Origin of the sequence: Microbulbifer sediminum (assembly GCF_021729035.1) — a bacterium.
Lineage (GTDB): Bacteria > Pseudomonadota > Gammaproteobacteria > Pseudomonadales > Cellvibrionaceae > Microbulbifer > Microbulbifer sediminum.
The window spans coordinates 194,625-211,635 of the sequence record NZ_JAJSAP010000004.1 but is presented as its reverse complement, the minus strand read 5'-3'; the positions used below and the strand labels follow the sequence as shown (position 1 = coordinate 211,635).

Annotated in this window: 13 protein-coding genes; 9 read left to right on the top strand and 4 right to left on the bottom strand. The window is 61.1% G+C overall.

From position 1 onward, the window contains the following. The first annotated feature begins 9 nt into the window (after window positions 1-9). The 5 genes from LVD11_RS08355 (at window position 10) to LVD11_RS08335 (ending at window position 7,336) form a co-directional block, all read left to right on the top strand. Window positions 10-1,041, top strand: a complete 1,032-nt coding sequence (locus LVD11_RS08355) for a phytanoyl-CoA dioxygenase family protein (RefSeq protein ID WP_237057856.1) — start codon at window positions 10-12, stop codon at window positions 1,039-1,041. A gap of 438 nt (window positions 1,042-1,479) precedes the next feature. Beyond that, the gene (locus LVD11_RS08350) at window positions 1,480-2,730 is read left to right on the top strand and encodes a capsule polysaccharide biogenesis protein (protein WP_237057853.1); all 1,251 of its coding nucleotides are present in this window, start codon (window positions 1,480-1,482) and stop codon (window positions 2,728-2,730) included. Window positions 2,731-2,952: 222 nt separating this feature from the next. Continuing rightward, on the top strand, window positions 2,953-3,864 hold the full coding sequence (gene galU / locus LVD11_RS08345; protein WP_237057851.1) for a UTP--glucose-1-phosphate uridylyltransferase GalU: 912 nt from the start codon (window positions 2,953-2,955) through the stop codon (window positions 3,862-3,864). Between the two features lie 179 nt (window positions 3,865-4,043). Further along, window positions 4,044-5,210 (top strand): nucleotide sugar dehydrogenase, encoded by a 1,167-nt coding sequence (locus LVD11_RS08340; protein ID WP_237057849.1) that lies wholly within the window; start codon window positions 4,044-4,046, stop codon window positions 5,208-5,210. Window positions 5,211-5,575: 365 nt separating this feature from the next. Continuing rightward, complete coding sequence (locus LVD11_RS08335) at window positions 5,576-7,336, top strand: DEAD/DEAH box helicase (RefSeq protein WP_237057841.1); 1,761 nt, start codon at window positions 5,576-5,578, stop codon at window positions 7,334-7,336. Window positions 7,337-7,684: 348 nt separating this feature from the next. Here the strand turns inward: LVD11_RS08335 and LVD11_RS08330 are convergent, their stop codons facing one another. Beyond that, the gene (locus LVD11_RS08330; RefSeq protein ID WP_237057839.1) at window positions 7,685-8,236 is read right to left on the bottom strand and encodes a cytochrome b; all 552 of its coding nucleotides are present in this window, start codon (window positions 8,234-8,236) and stop codon (window positions 7,685-7,687) included. A 41-nt stretch (window positions 8,237-8,277) separates the two neighbouring features. Further along, window positions 8,278-9,249 (bottom strand): LysR family transcriptional regulator, encoded by a 972-nt coding sequence (locus LVD11_RS08325; RefSeq protein ID WP_237057837.1) that lies wholly within the window; start codon window positions 9,247-9,249, stop codon window positions 8,278-8,280. A 216-nt stretch (window positions 9,250-9,465) separates the two neighbouring features. Here LVD11_RS08325 and metE point away from each other — a divergent pair, with 216 nt between their 5' ends. Then, window positions 9,466-11,721, top strand: coding sequence for a 5-methyltetrahydropteroyltriglutamate--homocysteine S-methyltransferase (gene metE, locus LVD11_RS08320; protein ID WP_237057835.1), 2,256 nt, complete (start codon window positions 9,466-9,468; stop codon window positions 11,719-11,721). A gap of 84 nt (window positions 11,722-11,805) precedes the next feature. On the opposite strand, the gene LVD11_RS08315 is transcribed toward metE, so the two are convergent. Next, on the bottom strand, window positions 11,806-12,771 hold the full coding sequence (locus LVD11_RS08315) for a sulfotransferase domain-containing protein (RefSeq protein WP_237057833.1): 966 nt from the start codon (window positions 12,769-12,771) through the stop codon (window positions 11,806-11,808). 335 nt (window positions 12,772-13,106) lie between these two features. After that, complete coding sequence (pepQ, locus tag LVD11_RS08310) at window positions 13,107-14,417, bottom strand: Xaa-Pro dipeptidase (RefSeq protein ID WP_237057831.1); 1,311 nt, start codon at window positions 14,415-14,417, stop codon at window positions 13,107-13,109. Between the two features lie 134 nt (window positions 14,418-14,551). Here pepQ and purU point away from each other — a divergent pair, with 134 nt between their 5' ends. The 3 genes from purU (at window position 14,552) to LVD11_RS08295 (ending at window position 16,979) form a co-directional block, all read left to right on the top strand. After that, a complete protein-coding gene (gene purU, locus LVD11_RS08305; protein ID WP_237057829.1) occupies window positions 14,552-15,388 on the top strand; it encodes a formyltetrahydrofolate deformylase in 837 nt (278 codons plus the stop codon). Between the two features lie 117 nt (window positions 15,389-15,505). Then, window positions 15,506-15,928, top strand: a complete 423-nt coding sequence (locus tag LVD11_RS08300; protein WP_237057828.1) for a hypothetical protein — start codon at window positions 15,506-15,508, stop codon at window positions 15,926-15,928. A 283-nt stretch (window positions 15,929-16,211) separates the two neighbouring features. Then, window positions 16,212-16,979, top strand: coding sequence for an MHYT domain-containing protein (locus LVD11_RS08295; RefSeq protein WP_237057826.1), 768 nt, complete (start codon window positions 16,212-16,214; stop codon window positions 16,977-16,979). The last annotated feature ends 32 nt before the right edge of the window (window positions 16,980-17,011 follow it).

Here is a 17,011-nt window from a genome sequence, read left to right as displayed (position 1 = left end):
AGAAAAATTATGCCAACACGCAGGCTGAAAACATTGTGGAAACTGCCCCTGTGGCTTGTGGAGCTGCTCGCCTGGGGGAAGAGTTTCAAGAACAACCCGGTTATCGGCAGTTACTGGCTGAACCGCTGTGGGCTGCACGTTGTGCGCGTAGTGATTGCCCATGGGCTGTTCCGCTTCCGCCTGTTGTTGCTGGCTCCACTGGTGCCCGCTGCAGACCGCCGGGCCTTCCTGCGCGATGGCTATGTGCTGAAGGAAAACTTCCTGCCGCCAGAACAGTTCCAGCGCCTGCGGGATGAGCTCCTGCACTATGAGGGTGAGGTGCGTGAGACCGTGGAGGGCACCACGCTCACCCAGCGCACTTTCATGACGCATGAGGTCCGGAATGGGACGCCGCAGATGGCTGCCTTCGCCAATGACCCGCGTCTCGATCACCTGGTGCGCTACTGCTCCTCCAAGAACCGGCCGCCACTGTTCTATGTGGAGAATCTCTGCAATCACGCCAACGTGACGCCGCGACCGGATCCACAGCGCGATATGCACGCCGATACCTTCCATCCCTGTGTGAAAGGGTGGTTGTACCTTGACCCTGTGGACGACAGTAATGGTCCTTTCGTATACGTACCGGGATCCCAGAAGCTGGGCTGGGCGAGGCTCAGGTGGGAATACCGCCAGAGCCTGGAGGCGTGCAAGCAGGGGGAGGCCCGGGCCCCGGGGCGCTACTGGGATGGCTCTTTCCGGGTCAGTGAGCACGAACTGGCGGAAATGGGTTTTGCCCCCCGGGCTTTCCGGGTGCCGGCCAATACCCTGCTGGTGGCCAATGTCTACGGTTTCCACCGCCGCGGCGAGGCCGGTGCTGCCTCTCACCGTATGACCATCTGGATGCAGGCGCGCGACAACCCGTTCAACCCGCTGTTTACGCCCTTGCCCCGGGCTGCCGGGCGCGCCTTTGAGTGGGTTTGGGAACGGGTACTGCGCAGGCTCGATGGGCCCCGCGAGGTCGCCGGTGAGCAGCGCAGGTTTACCGGCCGCTTCAGCCGCTGAACCCCGGAAAAATCCCCCCACTGCCGCTTTCTGGAACGACGATTGCTAGAGGATCCCTGTCGACGGCAGCAGGCTGGACTGTCTCACCGCCGGCAAGCCAATTTCTTTCCGCGAATACCATTACATCGCATTACAAACTGCGGACTGGGTAGCAGATTCTGGATAGAATAGCGGATGAAATTATACTAAGTCCGCCTGTTTTTTGAGCGGTCAAAGGGGAGATCAGTGGCCAGGGGCTCTGCACGGCTCCGGCTTTTGTAACCATATCCTGCCGGAACCGGCAGCCACTGATCGGCGGCACTGCCGCATAAATGGGGGCGGTCTGCGACACCGTAAAAACGTTTCCGTCGGCAATGGGGATTGCCGCGGGGCCGGGTGTCGGGACCGCTGTATTCCGGGGCAACGGGCCGCCAGGCCCGCACCCGGTCTGGGGGAATCGTGTCATCCGTCGTTTTTCTGCAGGGGCCCCTGGGGCCTTTCTTCGCCAAGCTGGCGCGGCGCCTGGCGCGCCATGGGGCAGAAACCCACAAGATCAACTTCAATGGCGGCGACCGTCATTTTTGCTGGGCGCATCGGCGGGTGGATTACACCGGTGGGCACCGCGACTGGTCGGCCTTTTTTCGCAGCTACCTGGTAGAACATCAGATCGATGCGGTCTTCGTGTATGGGGATTGCCGGTATTACCACCGTGTGGCCGGTGAGATCTGTGAAGAGCTGGGGGTGGCATTCGGGGTCTTTGAGGAAGGGTACCTGCGGCCGGATTTTGTCACCTTTGAGTGGCACGGCGTCAACGCGAACTCCCACACCGACTGGTCCATTCCGGCGATCGACAGTTACCGGCCCCGGGGCCGCAAGCCTTCGGTGAAGGTGGGCCCCACCTTCTGGCAGCGCACCAAGTATGCCTGCCGTTACTATTTGTTCGCCCGCCTGGCCCGCGGGGAGTTCCCGCATTATCACCATCACCGTGGCCGAGGCTGGGTGGGCGAGGGGCTGTGTTGGTTGCGCAGTTTCTACCGCAAGGGCCTGTACCGGCTGACCGAGCGCTCGATTCAGCCGCGTCTTGCCGGCGAGCTCTCCGGTCGCTTCTACCTGTTCCCGCTGCAGACCCGGGATGACTTCCAGCTGCGCACCCATTCCGACCTGCTGTCGATCGAGAACTCCATTGATGAAGTCATTTCGTCGTTTGCAGCCAACGCGGAGCCCACAGCCTTTCTGGTGATCAAGCATCACCCGATGGACCGGGGCTTCTGTCATTACGGCCGCCTTATCCGCACACTGGCGGCACAGCAGGGGGTGAAACGCCGGGTGATCTACTGCCACGACCAGCACCTGCCCACTCTCCTGGATCATGCCCGCGGAGTGGTGACCATCAACAGTACCGTGGGTATTTCCGCGCTGCTGCACCGGGTGCCCACCAAGCTGCTCGGGCGGGCCCTGTACGATATCCCGGGCCTGACCCACGGTGGTGACCTGGCCAGCTTCTGGCGCGATGCCGACGCGGTGGACCCACAGCTGTTCCGTCGCTTCCGCCAGTACCTTTACGAATTGACACAATTGGACGGTAGTTTCTTTAAAATGGCCGGTTATGCGGTGGACGCCGCCAGTCTGAGAATACTGCCGGTGGTGGGGAGCGGCAGGCGTATACCCGTGCCGGAAAAGGAAGAGGCGGCCTATCTGGCCGGGAGTTAGGCTTTTGTAATGAGGTGTGAGTGCCAGACACTTGCCCGGAGGGCCCACCTCTTGCAAGCTGCAGATAACGGGGCAAGATTGCCTGGAGGCCTGTCTGCTTCCGGGAGTAACGAATTACGACTTTTGGTGACAGTGAGTCCCGGGTGTCTTTGGCACTCTGTCAAAAGCGGGTCTGAACCGCTCTGTGAAATGGAATTCTGAAAGTATTAATAGGAGCAAAAAATGAACAAAGTAAAAAAAGCGGTCATCCCGGTAGCGGGTCTGGGGACGCGTATGCTGCCCGCCACCAAGGCCATCCCGAAAGAGATGCTGCCGATTGTGGACAAGCCGCTGATCCAGTACGTGGTCAATGAGGCGGTGAGTGCCGGGATCAAGGAGATTGTCCTGGTCACCCACGCCAGTAAGAATGCCATCGCCAACCACTTCGACACCTCCTTTGAGCTGGAAGCCCAGCTGGAAAACCGCCTGAAGCGCCAGATCCTGGACGAGGTGCGCTCTATTGTGCCAGAGGACGTCACCGTGATTTCCGTGCGCCAGGCGCAGGCCAAGGGCCTGGGGCATGCCATTGCCTGTGCCCGCCCGGTGGTGGGGGACAACCCCTTTGCCGTGCTGTTGCCGGATGTACTGGTGGACCAGTACCGCGCCGACCCGGCGGCCCATAACCTGGCGGCCATGGTGCGCAACTTCGAACAGACCGGCCACAGCCAGATCATGGTGGAGCCGGTGGCCTGGGAAGAGGTCAGCAAGTACGGCGTGGTGGATTGCCTGGGTGCCGAACTGCATGCTGGCGGCACCGCCAAGATTGACGGTATGGTCGAGAAGCCCAGTGTCGACGCGGCCCCTTCCAACATGTCCGTGGTGGGCCGCTATGTACTGCCGGCGGAGATCTGGAACCTGCTGGACGAGACGCAGCCCGGTGCCGGTGGTGAGATCCAGCTGACCGACTCCATCGATAAGCTACTCGCCCGCCAGCGGGTGGAAGCCTACCAGATCGTGGGCTGCAGCCACGACTGCGGCAACAAGCTGGGCTATATGAAGGCCCAGATTGAATATGGCCTGCGCCATCCTGACCTGGGCGAAGAATTGCAGGGGTTCCTGGTGGCGGCACAGCAGCCGGTGCCCGAGGCTGTGTAGCAACCCCACCCGGTTATTAGACCCCTTTTCGACCTGCCGGGCCCTTTTCAGGGCCCGGCATGTGTTCCCCTGGGACATTTTTTCGTAGAATTGCCCACTTTCGGCGGGGCAGGGCCCCACCCAACCGTACCCGCGCAAAGGTTGCTGCGAGGCAAGAAGAGATTCCAAGAGGTTCCTATATGAAAATCGCCGTGGCTGGCACCGGCTATGTCGGGCTTTCCAATGCGCTGCTACTGGCGCAGTTCAATGAAGTGGTGGCTCTGGACGTGGTGCCCGAGCGGGTAGATGGGCTGAACCGGGGAGTCGCCCCGATTGTCGATGCCGAGATCGAGCTGTTCCTCCGCGAGAAGGAACTGCAGTTTACCGCCACGCTGGACAAGCAGCAGGCATATGAAAATGCTGAGTTTGTCATCGTGGCCACGCCGACGGACTATGATCCCGAGACCAACTACTTCAATACCAGTACTGTTGAGTCCGTAATCGAGGATATCACCGCCATCAATCCGGATGCCACGATCGTAGTCAAGTCGACGATCCCGGTAGGATTCACTTGCGAAGTCCGAGAGCGCTTTGCCAACGACAACATTATTTTCTCGCCGGAATTCCTGCGTGAGGGCAAGGCCCTTCATGACAACCTGTATCCCTCGCGCATTGTGGTCGGCGGACAATCGCCGAAAGCGGAAATGTTTGCGGAGCTGATGCTGCAGGGTGCCCTCAGCAAGGATGTGAAAATCCTGATGACCGGCTCGACCGAGGCCGAGGCGATCAAGCTGTTCTCCAATACCTACCTGGCGATGCGGGTGGCCTACTTCAACGAGCTGGATACTTACGCCGAAACGCACGGGCTGGATACCCTCCAGATCATCAGTGGAGTGGGCCTGGACCCTCGCATTGGCGATCACTACAACAACCCCTCGTTTGGCTACGGGGGGTACTGCCTGCCCAAGGATACAAGGCAGCTGCTGGCCAACTACGAGGATGTGCCCAATAACCTGATCAAGGCCATCGTGGATGCCAACTCGACCCGCAAGGACTTTGTGGCCGAGTCCATCCTCAAGCTGAAGCCAAAGGTTGTGGGGGTGCATCGGTTGATCATGAAGGCGGGGTCCGACAATTACCGGACCTCCTCGATCCAGGGCATCATGAAGCGGATCAAGGCCAAGGGCATCGAGGTGATTGTCTACGAGCCCACCTACGAGGGTGACAGCTTCTTCAATTCCGATGTGGTGAACGACCTGGACACGTTCAAGCAGCGCGCCGACGTCATTGTTGCCAACCGCATGTGCCCGCAACTGCAGGACGTTGCGGACAAGGTCTACACCCGCGACCTGTATGGCCGTGACTGAGTAGGCCCATCCCCGCCGCCGGTTCAGGGCGGCGGGGGCCTCCCCGATCCAGGGGCTGTCATCACGAGCCTCCCCCTCTCCCCTCGAAATTGGTCAAAAAATATACTGCCAATTCCCGTGTCATTCTGTTAGACTCCGCGGCCTTCTGTCCCCACCCGTCGAGGGTTGCAAGCGGGGCATAAGCCTTCATGGGTAACAGACCTCCTCGCCAAAGGCCCCTGTACTGCGTTGATTAAGCTTGAAGATAGCGGGTTGCTATTAGTGGGCTTTCGCGCCTGCCCAGCAATGTGCGGCTGTGCGCTATGGTTACCCCACCGGGACATGGCCACGCCAGGCCCCCTACATAGATTCAAGTGAATTCCAACATGACCGATACCCCCGAGCCGATTGGCTTTGACCAGCTGGACCTGCCGGCCGAGATCCTCAGTGCCGTCCAGTCCCTGGGCTATGAAACCCCGTCGCCGATCCAGGCACAGACCATTCCCTCCCTGCTGGACGGCCGCGACGTGCTGGGCCAGGCACAGACCGGCACCGGCAAGACCGCGGCCTTTGCGCTGCCCCTGCTGGCGCAGCTGGACCTGAATGATCGTCGCCCCCAGGCGCTGGTGTTGGCGCCCACGCGGGAGCTGGCCATCCAGGTGGCCGAGGCCTGCCAGTCCTACGCCCAGAACCTGAAAGGTTTCCATGTGGCCCCCGTCTACGGTGGCGCCGATTACCGCGGCCAGATAAAGCAGCTGAAGCGCGGTGTGCAGCTGGTGGTGGGTACCCCCGGCCGGGTCATGGACCATATGCGTCGCGGCAGCCTGGACCTGTCAAACCTGAAGACCCTGGTGCTGGATGAAGCCGACGAAATGCTGCGCATGGGCTTTATCGATGACGTACAGTGGGTGCTGGAACAGATTCCCGCCGAGCGCCAGATTGCGCTCTTCTCCGCCACCATGCCCAAAGAGATCGCCCGCATTGCCCGCGAGCACCTGCGTGACCCGGTGGAAGTGAAGATCCGGGTCAAGACCGAGACTGCCGAAACCATTCGCCAGCGTTACTGGCCGGTGGGAGGCCTGCACAAGCTGGATGCACTGACCCGGATCCTGGAAGCGGAACCGGTGGATGCCACCATTATCTTCGTGCGCACCAAGAACAGCACGGTGGAGCTGGCGGACAAGCTGGCCGCCCGTGGCTTCGCCAGCTCGGCCCTGAATGGCGATATGGCGCAGAACCTGCGTGAGGCGGTGATCGACAAGCTCAAGAAGGGCAAGCTGGATATCGTGGTTGCCACTGATGTGGCGGCGCGGGGCCTGGATGTCGCCCGTATCAGCCACGTGATCAATTACGACATTCCCTACGATACCGAAGCCTATATTCACCGCATTGGCCGCACCGGTCGAGCCGGGCGCGAGGGTGATGCCATCCTGTTCGTGGCCCCGCGCGAGCGCCGTATGCTGCGCTCCATCGAGCGCGCCACCAAGAAGCCCATCGAGCAGCTGCAGCTGCCCAGTGCGGCGGCGGTGAATGACGCGCGCATGCAGCGCTTCCGTGACCGGATCACGGCCACCCTGGAAGGCGGGATTGATCTGGCGCCTTACCGCGAGCTGGTAGAGAAGTACCTGGAAATGAATGAGGCGGATCCCCTGGATGTGGCCGCCGCACTGGCCGCCATGGCCCAGGGCGACCAGCCGCTGCTGGTCAAGGAGCAGGAATTCAAGCCGCGCGAGAAGCGCGAGCGCCGCGAACGCGAGGGTGACTACGAAAGCCGTGGCCGCAAGCAGGGTGGCTACGAAAAAGACAAGAAGATGCCGCCGCCGGATGAGGGCATGGAACGTTACCGCATCGAGGTTGGCCGCGAGGCCGGCGTCAAGCCGGGTAATATCGTCGGCGCTATCGCCAACGAGGTGGACCTGGACAGCTCCTATATCGGCCGTATCGAGATCTATCCCGAGTACACAACCGTGGACCTGCCTGAAGGCATGCCGAAGGAAATCTTCAGCCACCTGAAAAAGGTGCGTGTCGCGGGGCGGGAAATGCGGATCTCGCGCTTCAGTGAGCAGGCCGGCAAGCCATCACACAGCAAGCGCAAACCGAAATCCGGTCCCAAGCCGGCAGGTAAGCCGCGTAAAAGAAAGCAGTAATGGGTTCCTCATTGGTGCGGCAGATGCCGCACCAATGATTCCCGACTCCTGTTTTATTCTTTTCCTTTTCTTTCCCTGCCTTTTCCCACCGTCTTCCGTTTCTTTTCGTATTTACTCTGAAGGCAGAAACCCGGTTTCACTGAGCAGAACCGATAACTTATCGCGAGTCTGTGGTGTTCTGTTCTGGCCCGCCTGGCATTGCTACTACTGAAGGTTTGTATTTACCAGGGCTCTGCTATGGGGGCCGGGGGTGTTTTGGTTGCGATGGCGATCAGGTGGGCCAATCTGGACTGGTTTGATGCGCGTTACCTGCCGCTGGTAATCGCGCATCGTCAGTAGGCGCCAGGGTTACTCGCTTTTCGACCAGGGCAGCATATGTCGCAGTGTCGCGTCGCCCTTGCCGAAGTGGTGCCAGAGTGCGCCGGCTACATGCAGCACCAGCAGGCCGAGAAAGGTGTTCCAGATCAGTTCCTTGTGGAAGAACTCCAGCTGCTCGGCGATGCCCTCATTTTCCTGTACGAAAGCCGGGATCTTGAACAGCCAGAAAACCAGGGTCTCGTCACCCTCGAACTGGCGCATGGCCAGGCCGGTGATGGGCATGGCGAGCATGACGACATACATCAGTCCCTCCACCGACAGCGATACCTTGCGCTGCCAGCGGCCGCCATAGAGCTGCGGCCGCGGGTGTTTCGCGCGGCCGTAAATCCGGGCAAATACAAGCAGCAGGATGGTCAGGCCGATGGAGAAATGCAGCACCATCCACCAGGTTCTCATCGGGTCGCCACGCTCGTAGCTCTCGTGCAGCTCCACGGAAGCCCAGGCGAAGAGGAAGAAAACGGCGATCAGCCAGTGCAGGCTCCTGCTGAGAAAGTGCCATTGTGTCGGGGCAGTATTGGCCATGATATATCTCCCTGTTCATGTAACTTTTCTTTTGGCAAAGCTTATCCTTTTTTCCGTGCAAGGGGGTAGTCCGCACTCGGCAGGGGACTGGCATGGGCAACGGACCGGATATCCCTGAGATTGCCGAAGCAGGTATCCCGCGCGGTTTGCAGGAAATCCGTCAGGTAAGCCTGCCCGAGCATTTCCTCCCGGACAGCTGCGTACAGCGTACTCCACAGTCCCTTTTCCCCCAGGCGCAACTGCGTAATAAAACCCTTCTGCAGGTATTCGTGCAGGGCCCAGCTGGGCAGGGCACAGACTCCGCGACCGCTGACGGCCAGCTGCACCATCATCACGGTCAGCTCGGCGGTGCGGATCTCGGCCGGTTCCACCCCGGCCGGGTCGAGGAAATGCTGGAAGATATCCAGGCGTTCCCGCTCCACCGGATAGGTGATCTGTACCTCGCCTGACAGGTCTTCCGCCACCACCCATTTCCGGTTGGCCAGTGGGTGCTTGCGACTGACCGCCAGTACCATTTCGAAACTGAACAGGGGCTCATAGTGGATGCCCTGTAGTTCGGGATCCGGGTTGGAAGTCACCACCAGGTCCAGGTCGCCCCGAGTCAGGGCCGGCAACGGGGCGAAATGGAAGCCGCTGGACAGGTCCAGTTCCACCTCGGGCCAGTTATCCCGGTAGGCATCCAGGGTGGGCATCAGCCATTGGTAGCAGCTATGGCATTCGATGGCGATGTTCAGTCGCCCCGCCTGGCCCGAGGCCAGCCGGGCCAGGTCACGCTGTGCCACGGCAACCCGTGGCAGTACCTCATCTGCCAGCTGCAGCAGGCGCAGGCCCGCGGTGGTAAAACGCAGTGGCCGCGATTTCCGCACGAACAGTGCCTGTTCATGGCGGTCTTCCATTTCCCGGAACAGGTGCGACAGGGCGGACTGGGTCAGGTGGAGGCGTTCCGCGGCACGCACCATGCTGCCGGTCTCCCGCAGCACGGTGAGGGCGCGAAGCTGGCGCAGCTCGATCATCTTTAGAAAAATTCATGTTTTTGGCAAAAAATATGAAATTGATTGAATATCAGCGGCGGCCCAGAATCAACCCCGAAATATCAGGACCCGTCACACCCCCTCGCTTGCCGGACTCACTGCGGTGCCGCAAGCCGATAGGGGGCGGGTGGGAATACGGTTTAACGGCGGCGCGTGGACGCGTTCCTGCCGTATCAATGGACATGGGGGAAACCAGGAATGGCAAAGACACATATCCTCGGCTATCCGCGCATTGGCGCGCGGCGTGAGCTGAAGCGGGCGCTGGAGTCATACTGGCGCGGGGAGCTGTCCTCGTCGCAGCTCTATGAGGTGGGGGCCGCCGTGCGCCGCGACAACTGGCGCGCGCAGGAGCAGGCCGGCCTGGAGTTTGTCACTGTGGGGGACTTTGCCTGGTATGACCAGGTGCTGAATCACTCGCTGATGTTCGGCGTGGTCCCGCAGCGATTTACCCGGGGGGCGGCGGACACAAAACTGGACCAGTATTTCCGCCTGGCCCGTGGCCGCGCCCCTGCCGGCGAACCGGTTGCGGCCAGCGCGATGACGAAGTGGTTCGACACCAACTACCACTACCTGGTGCCGGAATTCGATGCGACCCAGGAGTTCACGCTGGACAGTGAATGGCTGCTGGCAGAGGTGGCTGAGGCACGGGCACAGGGCTTCCCCCCCAAGCCGGTGCTGATCGGCCCGCTGACGTACCTGTGGCTCGGCCGTTCCGGCGCCGACAGGCTTGGGCTGTTACCGCGCCTGTTGCCCCTGTACCGGGAACTGCTGCAACAGCTGGCAGAGGCCGGCGTGGAGTGGGTACAAATTGACGAGCCGATCCTCGGGCTGGACCTGGAAGAGCGCTGGCGCCAGGCATTTGCCGCGTCCTATGAGCAGCTGCGCACTGACGCGGGGCCACAGCTGCTGTTGGCAACCTACTTCTCGCCGCTGCGGGAAAACCTGCCGCTGGCATTCAGCCTGCCGGTGCAGGGAGTGCATATTGATGCGGTGCGCGCACCGGGGGAAATCGACCTGGCGGTGGCTGCGCGGAGTCAGGGACAGGTGCTGTCACTGGGGGTGGTGAACGGCCGCAACGTCTGGCGCACTGAGCTGGCCGGCTGGCAGCAGCGCCTGGAACCGCTGGAGCGGGAGCTGGGGGATGCCCTGTGGCTATCGGCCAGCTGCTCCCTGTTGCATTGCCCGGTAGATCTGGAAACAGAGGCTGACCTACCGGCTGAACAGCGACAACGACTGGCCTACAGCCGCCAGAAGCTCGAAGAGCTGCAGACTTTGCAGGCGGCACTGGCGTCGGGCCAGCTGTTGCCTGGTGATGGGAAATCCGAGTCACCCGATACGCATGGGGATACCGGTGTGCTGGCGGAATTGCGGGACAGCTGGCGCCCGCAGTCGTACGCCGAGCGTGCGCCGCTGCAGCAACAACGCTTGCAGCTGCCGGTGCTGCCAACTACGACCATCGGCTCCTTCCCGCAGACGGGCCTGCTCCGGCAGGTGCGCCGCCAGTTCCGTACCGGTGAGATCAGCGAGCAGGAGTACCGGCAGCACCTGCGGGCTGAAATTGCCGAGGCGGTGCGGCGCCAGGAAATCCTCGGCCTGGATGTGCTGGTTCACGGTGAGGCCGAGCGCAACGATATGGTGGAGTATTTCGGTGAGCAACTGGATGGCTTTATCCACACTGGAAATGGCTGGGTACAGAGCTATGGTTCCCGCTGTGTGAAGCCGCCGATTATCGCCGGGGATATCCGTCGTCCTCAGCCCATGACCGTGGAGTGGAGCCGCTATGCCCAGGGACTGACGAAAAAGCCGGTCAAGGGCATGTTGACCGGCCCGGTGACCATCCTCAACTGGTCTTTCCCACGGGAAGACATCCCACGCAGTGCAAGCTGCCTGCAGATCGCCCGTGCCCTGCGCGATGAAGTGCTGGACCTGGAGGCGGCAGGGATTGGCATTATCCAGATAGACGAGCCGGCCCTGCGCGAGGGAGTGCCGCTGCGGGAGTCCGACCACGGGGCGTATTTCGACTGGGCGGTGGGCTGTTTCCGCTATACCTGTAGTGCGGTGAGGCCGGAAACCCAGGTGCACACCCATATGTGTTACAGCAACTTCAATACCATCATGGATGCCATCGTGGCGCTGGACGCCGATGTAATAACCATTGAATCGGCGCGGTCCGACCTGCGTTTGCTGGAGGCCTTTGCCAGCGGTGATGGCGGTTACCCGAACGAGATCGGGCCGGGCATCTATGACATCCACTCGCCCAATGTGCCGGAGCGCGCGGAGCTGGTGGCCCGCTTGCGGAAGCTGGTGGAAGTGATTCCCGCGAAAAAACTGTGGGTGAACCCGGACTGCGGACTGAAAACCCGCGAATGGGCCGAGGTGGGTACTTCACTGCTGAACATGGTGGAGGCAGCACGGGAGGTCAGGACAGCGCTGGAAATTGTGGATATTGCCTGAGGTACCCGGGGGTGATTGTTGCCCCCAATATAGCCACCACCTCACGTTGTTTACCTATCGGGCTTCAGGGGAAACCGGGGGTGGCTACCAGCTGCCCCGGTTGGCAAAGTACTCAAAAGCCGTATTGCCCTCGAGGAAGCCCATGATCTTATTCATTACCGGGCGGTCGACGCGCTGCTGCCATTGATGCACAGAGTGTGCCGGGTTTTTCATGATGCTGAAATAACTCATCCACTGCGGCCGGCGTTTCGCTGCAGCCGGACTGCTGGCATAAAGCCGGTCGAGATAGTTTTCCACTTCAGTTCCCAGGGGAATCCCGAACAGGGAAAACATCTGGCGAAAGGTGGGTAGGGGATCGGTGCAGATTTCCTCGTAAGTGTAAATCCGGGCAGTGCCCTGGTCGGCAGCGGCGAGGGATTGATAGGTAAACTGGATTTCCATAAGCCAGATCAGCGTCTGCTTTTCGATGTGTTCCATCCTCTCGATACTGTCACCGTATTGCTCATAGAGGTTCGGGGCGTATTTCTCCAGGAGTGATGCCACCACAGAGGCCCTGCCGCTGGGCATCAGCCCGGCCTGCTGGCCGCGGATTTCTGACATGATGGTCGCGTACGGGTGTCGGGCGACGTAAGCCACGGGAATGCCACCCGCTACCAGGTGCGGAATCGTATGGGTGAGGGCAACCTCCTTGAAAACCAGTGGACGCTCTTTACTCGACGAATACAGGCTGCTGTACAGTCTGTCGACGACCGGGAGCTTACGGGCCAGCGGCCACAGCAGGGATTTGCCCAGCCCGGGTTCCAGGGCTTTACGAAAAAAGGGTGGCTTGTCGATGGCGGCGGTGGAGCGGAGTAGCAAGGTGTAGAGCTGCTCCAGGTGGCTGCGGTCAAAGGGACCTTCCGGGCGGTTGAATGCCTGGCAGATTTCGTGGTGGCGCAGGCGATGGATTGGCTCGAAACGGTAAGCCACTTCCGGGGCGGCATTGAATACACTGCCTATCCACGTGGTGCCGGATCGTGCCGGGCCGTAAAGTGCATTGAGTGGTTTCACATTATCCCTCCCTGGATTTCATAGCCGCGCTTTCCCTGCAGCAGGGGAAGGATTGTAGGGGGATCTCGGGGGGAAGCCAACTCGACAGTGCTATGCAACTGTGGGCCAGGCATTGCGTTCACTACCTGGCGGTCCTGGAGTCAGAAATCGGTACTGAAGTCTGGAAAGAAACGGGCCCTGATCAGCGCCTTGAGAGCGCTTACGTTCATTGCGCGGAAAACGGAGTAAAGGGTGAGTTGCCTGCCGAGGGGACTGTTACCTGGTCCCCGGTTGGCACAGCCCTGCGCGCCCGGCTCACGGAGCCAGAGTGGGCCTGGCGCGCGGGTGCGTCTCAGTTAGCCTGAATAGCAGTCCCGGGTCATATTCTCCACGCGGTCTTCGTGCACGATGACATTGTCTTCGATACGCACACCGCCGAAGGGCCGGAGCTCCTCCACCTTGGCCCAGTTGACCTCGCCAGCCAGTTTGGTGTCCTTCAGGTCGCCCAGCAGGCTGTCGATAAAGTACAGGCCCGGCTCGATGGTAAAGACCTGGTTCTCCTCCACCGTCCGCGTTGTGCGAAGGAACGGGTATTGCTCCGGGGGCGGGGTGGTGCCGCCCTCGGGAGCACTCTGGTGGCCACCCACGTCGTGTACCTGCAGTCCGAGGAAATGACCCAGGCCGTGAGGCATGAAGGTGGCGGTGAGCCCGGACTCGGCTGCGGCCGCGGCCGGGCAGTTGATTACCCCGAACTGCTCCAGCAGTTCGCCGATTTTCTGGTGGCAGTCCCGGTGCAGGTCAGGGTAGGGGACGCCGGGCTTCAGGCCGGCCACCAGTTCCTGTTCCTTCTCATGCATGGCCGCCACCAGCTCGGCGTACTCGCCATCGCGATACGCGTAGCTGCGGGTGATGTCGGCGCAGAAGCCATTGCAGTCGGCACCGGCATCAATCAGGAAGCTGCGGCGCTCACTCTCGGGCAGGCGTTCGCCGGACAGGTGGGTGTAGTGCAGGATTGCGGCATGTTCGTTGAGGCCGACAATATTGCCGTAGGGCATCTGGTTCTCGCCCTGTCCCGCCGCCTGCAAATAGGCGAGGTTTATCTCGAATTCGCTGGCGCCATCGCGGAATGCCGCCTCTGCGGCGCGATGGGCTCTCACCGCAATACGGTTGGCTTCGCGCAGGCAGGCCATCTCGTAGGGGGTTTTGTAGGCCCGGGCCCAGTGTAGCCGTGCCAGCAGTTCCTCGGGGTTGGCGTTGCCGATGTTCCAGCCGTCGAGGCCATCGGTCTCGCCGATAAACGCGGCATTTTCGGCTTCGAGGTACTGCTTCGCCTCATCGGGCTTGCTCAGCAGCTCGATCTCGTACTCGTCGCTCCAGAAAGTCTGTGGCGCCGGTGGTACATAGTGCCAGAAGTCCACCGGGCGGTAGAACAGCAGTTTGGGCTTCTGGCCGCGGCGGTAGATTACCCAGCTGTGGGGGTTGTCGGTGACCGGCACCAGTGCCTTGAACTGCGGGTTGACGCGAAACGGGTAGTAATTGTCGTCGAGGAATTGCACCTTGGGCCGGCCACTCAGGACGTTCAGGGTGTCGAAGCCGGTCTCTTCCAGAATTTGGTCATAACGCTGGCGCAGCGTGGCCATATGCGTGGCGTACAGTTTCTTGTCCATGGTTGCCCTTGGTTGGCTGGTGCCTGGAAACCCGCGTGGCAGACCGCGGGCCTGTCAGGGGTTGCGCAAGTGTGAATCGGGATAAGCCCTTAGTGTATAGTCTCTGCTCTGGATATTTGGCCTGAATTTCTACCATGGAAAAGAAGATACTGCTAACCGATTGCCCGGATGCCAAGGGATTGATCGCCCAGATCACCAATATTTGCTACAAGCACCAGCTCAATATCATCAAGAACGATGAGTATGTGGATCGTGTACAGGGGCGGTTCTTTATGCGCACGGCACTGGAGGGTAATTTCAATGACTCCACGTTGCTGGAAGACCTGGATATGGCGTTGCCTGCCGGTGCGGTACGCAAGCTGGTTCCGAGCGGGCGCAAGCGCCTGGTGCTGATGGTCACCAGGGAACCCCACTGCCTGGGGGATATCCTGATGAAGTGTTATGCCGGCGCACTGGATGTCGAGATCACCGCAGTGATCGGCAACCACCCGGACCTGGGCGCCCTGGTGGAGAAGTTTGATATTCCCTTTCACTGTCTGCCCGCCGAGGGCCTGGAACGGGGGGCGCACGAGGAACAGGTGATGCAGCTGGTGGACGGCTACGGGCCGGACTACCTGGTGCTGGCCAAGTATATGCGGGTGTTGACCCCCGACTTTGTAGCCCGTTACCGCGGGCGCATCATCAACATCCACCATTCCTTCCTGCCCGCCTTTATCGGTGCGCGTCCCTATCAGCAGGCCTTCGAGCGCGGGGTCAAGATCATCGGTGCCACAGCCCACTTCGTCACAGATGATCTGGATGAGGGGCCGATTATTGAGCAGGATGTGATTCACGTGGACCACGCCTACTCGGCGGATGGCATGGCGGCCGCGGGGCGCGATGTGGAGAAATCGGTGCTGAGCCGGGCCCTGCAACTGGTGCTGCAGGAGCGGGTTTTTATCCACGGTAATAAGACGGTAGTCTTCAAGTAATTGCCCGGAAACGGGCGATTGTAACCGCCACCCGTCCGGAAGCCGGGAGAATACCGGCCCCGGGTAGGGCTGTGTTGGGTCGTGGGAGCAAGAGCTCCCCCTCTGGAGTATGAGAAGATGAAAAACAAGAAACACAGCGGCGCCAGTAATCCTCGCCTGTTGCTCCTCTTGCCGGTTCTGCTGGTCTCCGCCTGTGCCAGTGGGCCGCTGCCCGTGCCGGGCCTGAAGGAATCCTTTCACACGGAAATCGCCAGGAATGGTGCCAAGCGCTTCACCTATGCGCTGGAAATCATGCGCAATGATATTCCCCTGCCGGCAACCGCGAGCGGCATGAACAGCAACCGCATGGCCCAGCAGGGTATGGTACAGCCGCGCAACCGCGTGCGCCCGCTCAGTGACCGCCTGCAGTTCGACCGCATGTTGCGGCAGAAACTGGCTGAGACCGGTTTCTGTCGCGATGGCTTTTTCGAACTGGAGCGCACTGAGTATGCATACGGTGGCGAGGTCCGTGGCGAATGCCGGGACGGCGTCAGCGGCTGATTCCCTCACCTGTTGATTCCTCCGGCTGCCTGCGGCGCTGTGCGCTCTATCCGGATATGACCTCTACACGCCTGCTGATCCTCCTCCTCCGGTCGCGGCCTGCGGCCGCTCCTCGCGACTGGCCGCTCCCGGGCCCCGCTGGCTCCCGCCCATGGGATCCGCGAATTGCCCCCCATCCAGGCCGGAATTGACGGCCGGCCTTTCAGCGAATTTGCACTCTATGTGATCTGTTTCACGTTTCCTGCCGTAGCCCATCGCAACTTACCCGGCAACCGGCCGGGGCATGAGTTCCAATAATCAAAACGAGGCTGCCATGTCCACCGAGTACAATCCCCTGCTAGTGCTGCTTTCCTACCTGGTTTCCGCTGTCGGTTCCTTTGCGGCACTGCAGCTGGTGACTGCCATTCCCGAGGCGGTAACCGGTAATGACCGGCGTCGCGCCATTCTGGTGGCAGGGCTGGCCATGGGTGGCGGGGCCATCTGGTCGATGCACTTCGTCGGTATGCTGGCCCTGCAAACCGAGATGTCTATGGCTTATGACGTGGCCGGCACCATCGGCTCAGTACTGGTGGCGGTGGCGGCATGCTCCCTGGGGCTGGCCATTGTGGGTACCGGGAAATTCATGTTTGATCGGCTGATACCGGCATCGGTGTTCATGGGGGCTGGCGTCGCGGGCATGCATTATGTAGGCATGGAGGCGATGCTGATGCCCGCCACCATCGAATACAACCTCAATATCATGATCATCTCCGTGATGATCGCCGTGGTCGCCGCCTACGCCGCGTTGTGGATGGCGTTTGTGATGCGTGGGCGCTGGCAGAAAATCGGCAGCTCGCTGGTGATGGCAGTAGCGGTGAGCGGAATGCACTATACCGGCATGGCGGCAGCCAGTTACCGCCCGACTGGAGTCACGCCGGCGCCAGGCTTCGCCGGTTCGCTGCCGTCCGAGTACCTGGGAATCACCGCCGGTGTGGTTACCCTGGTGGTGCTGGCATCCTGCGTGCTGGCTGCGCGCTGGTACCGTCAGCGGCCCATGGCGGCATTTGTCTGAATCCGGATGCCCGCCGGTAGCCTGCGGGCAGG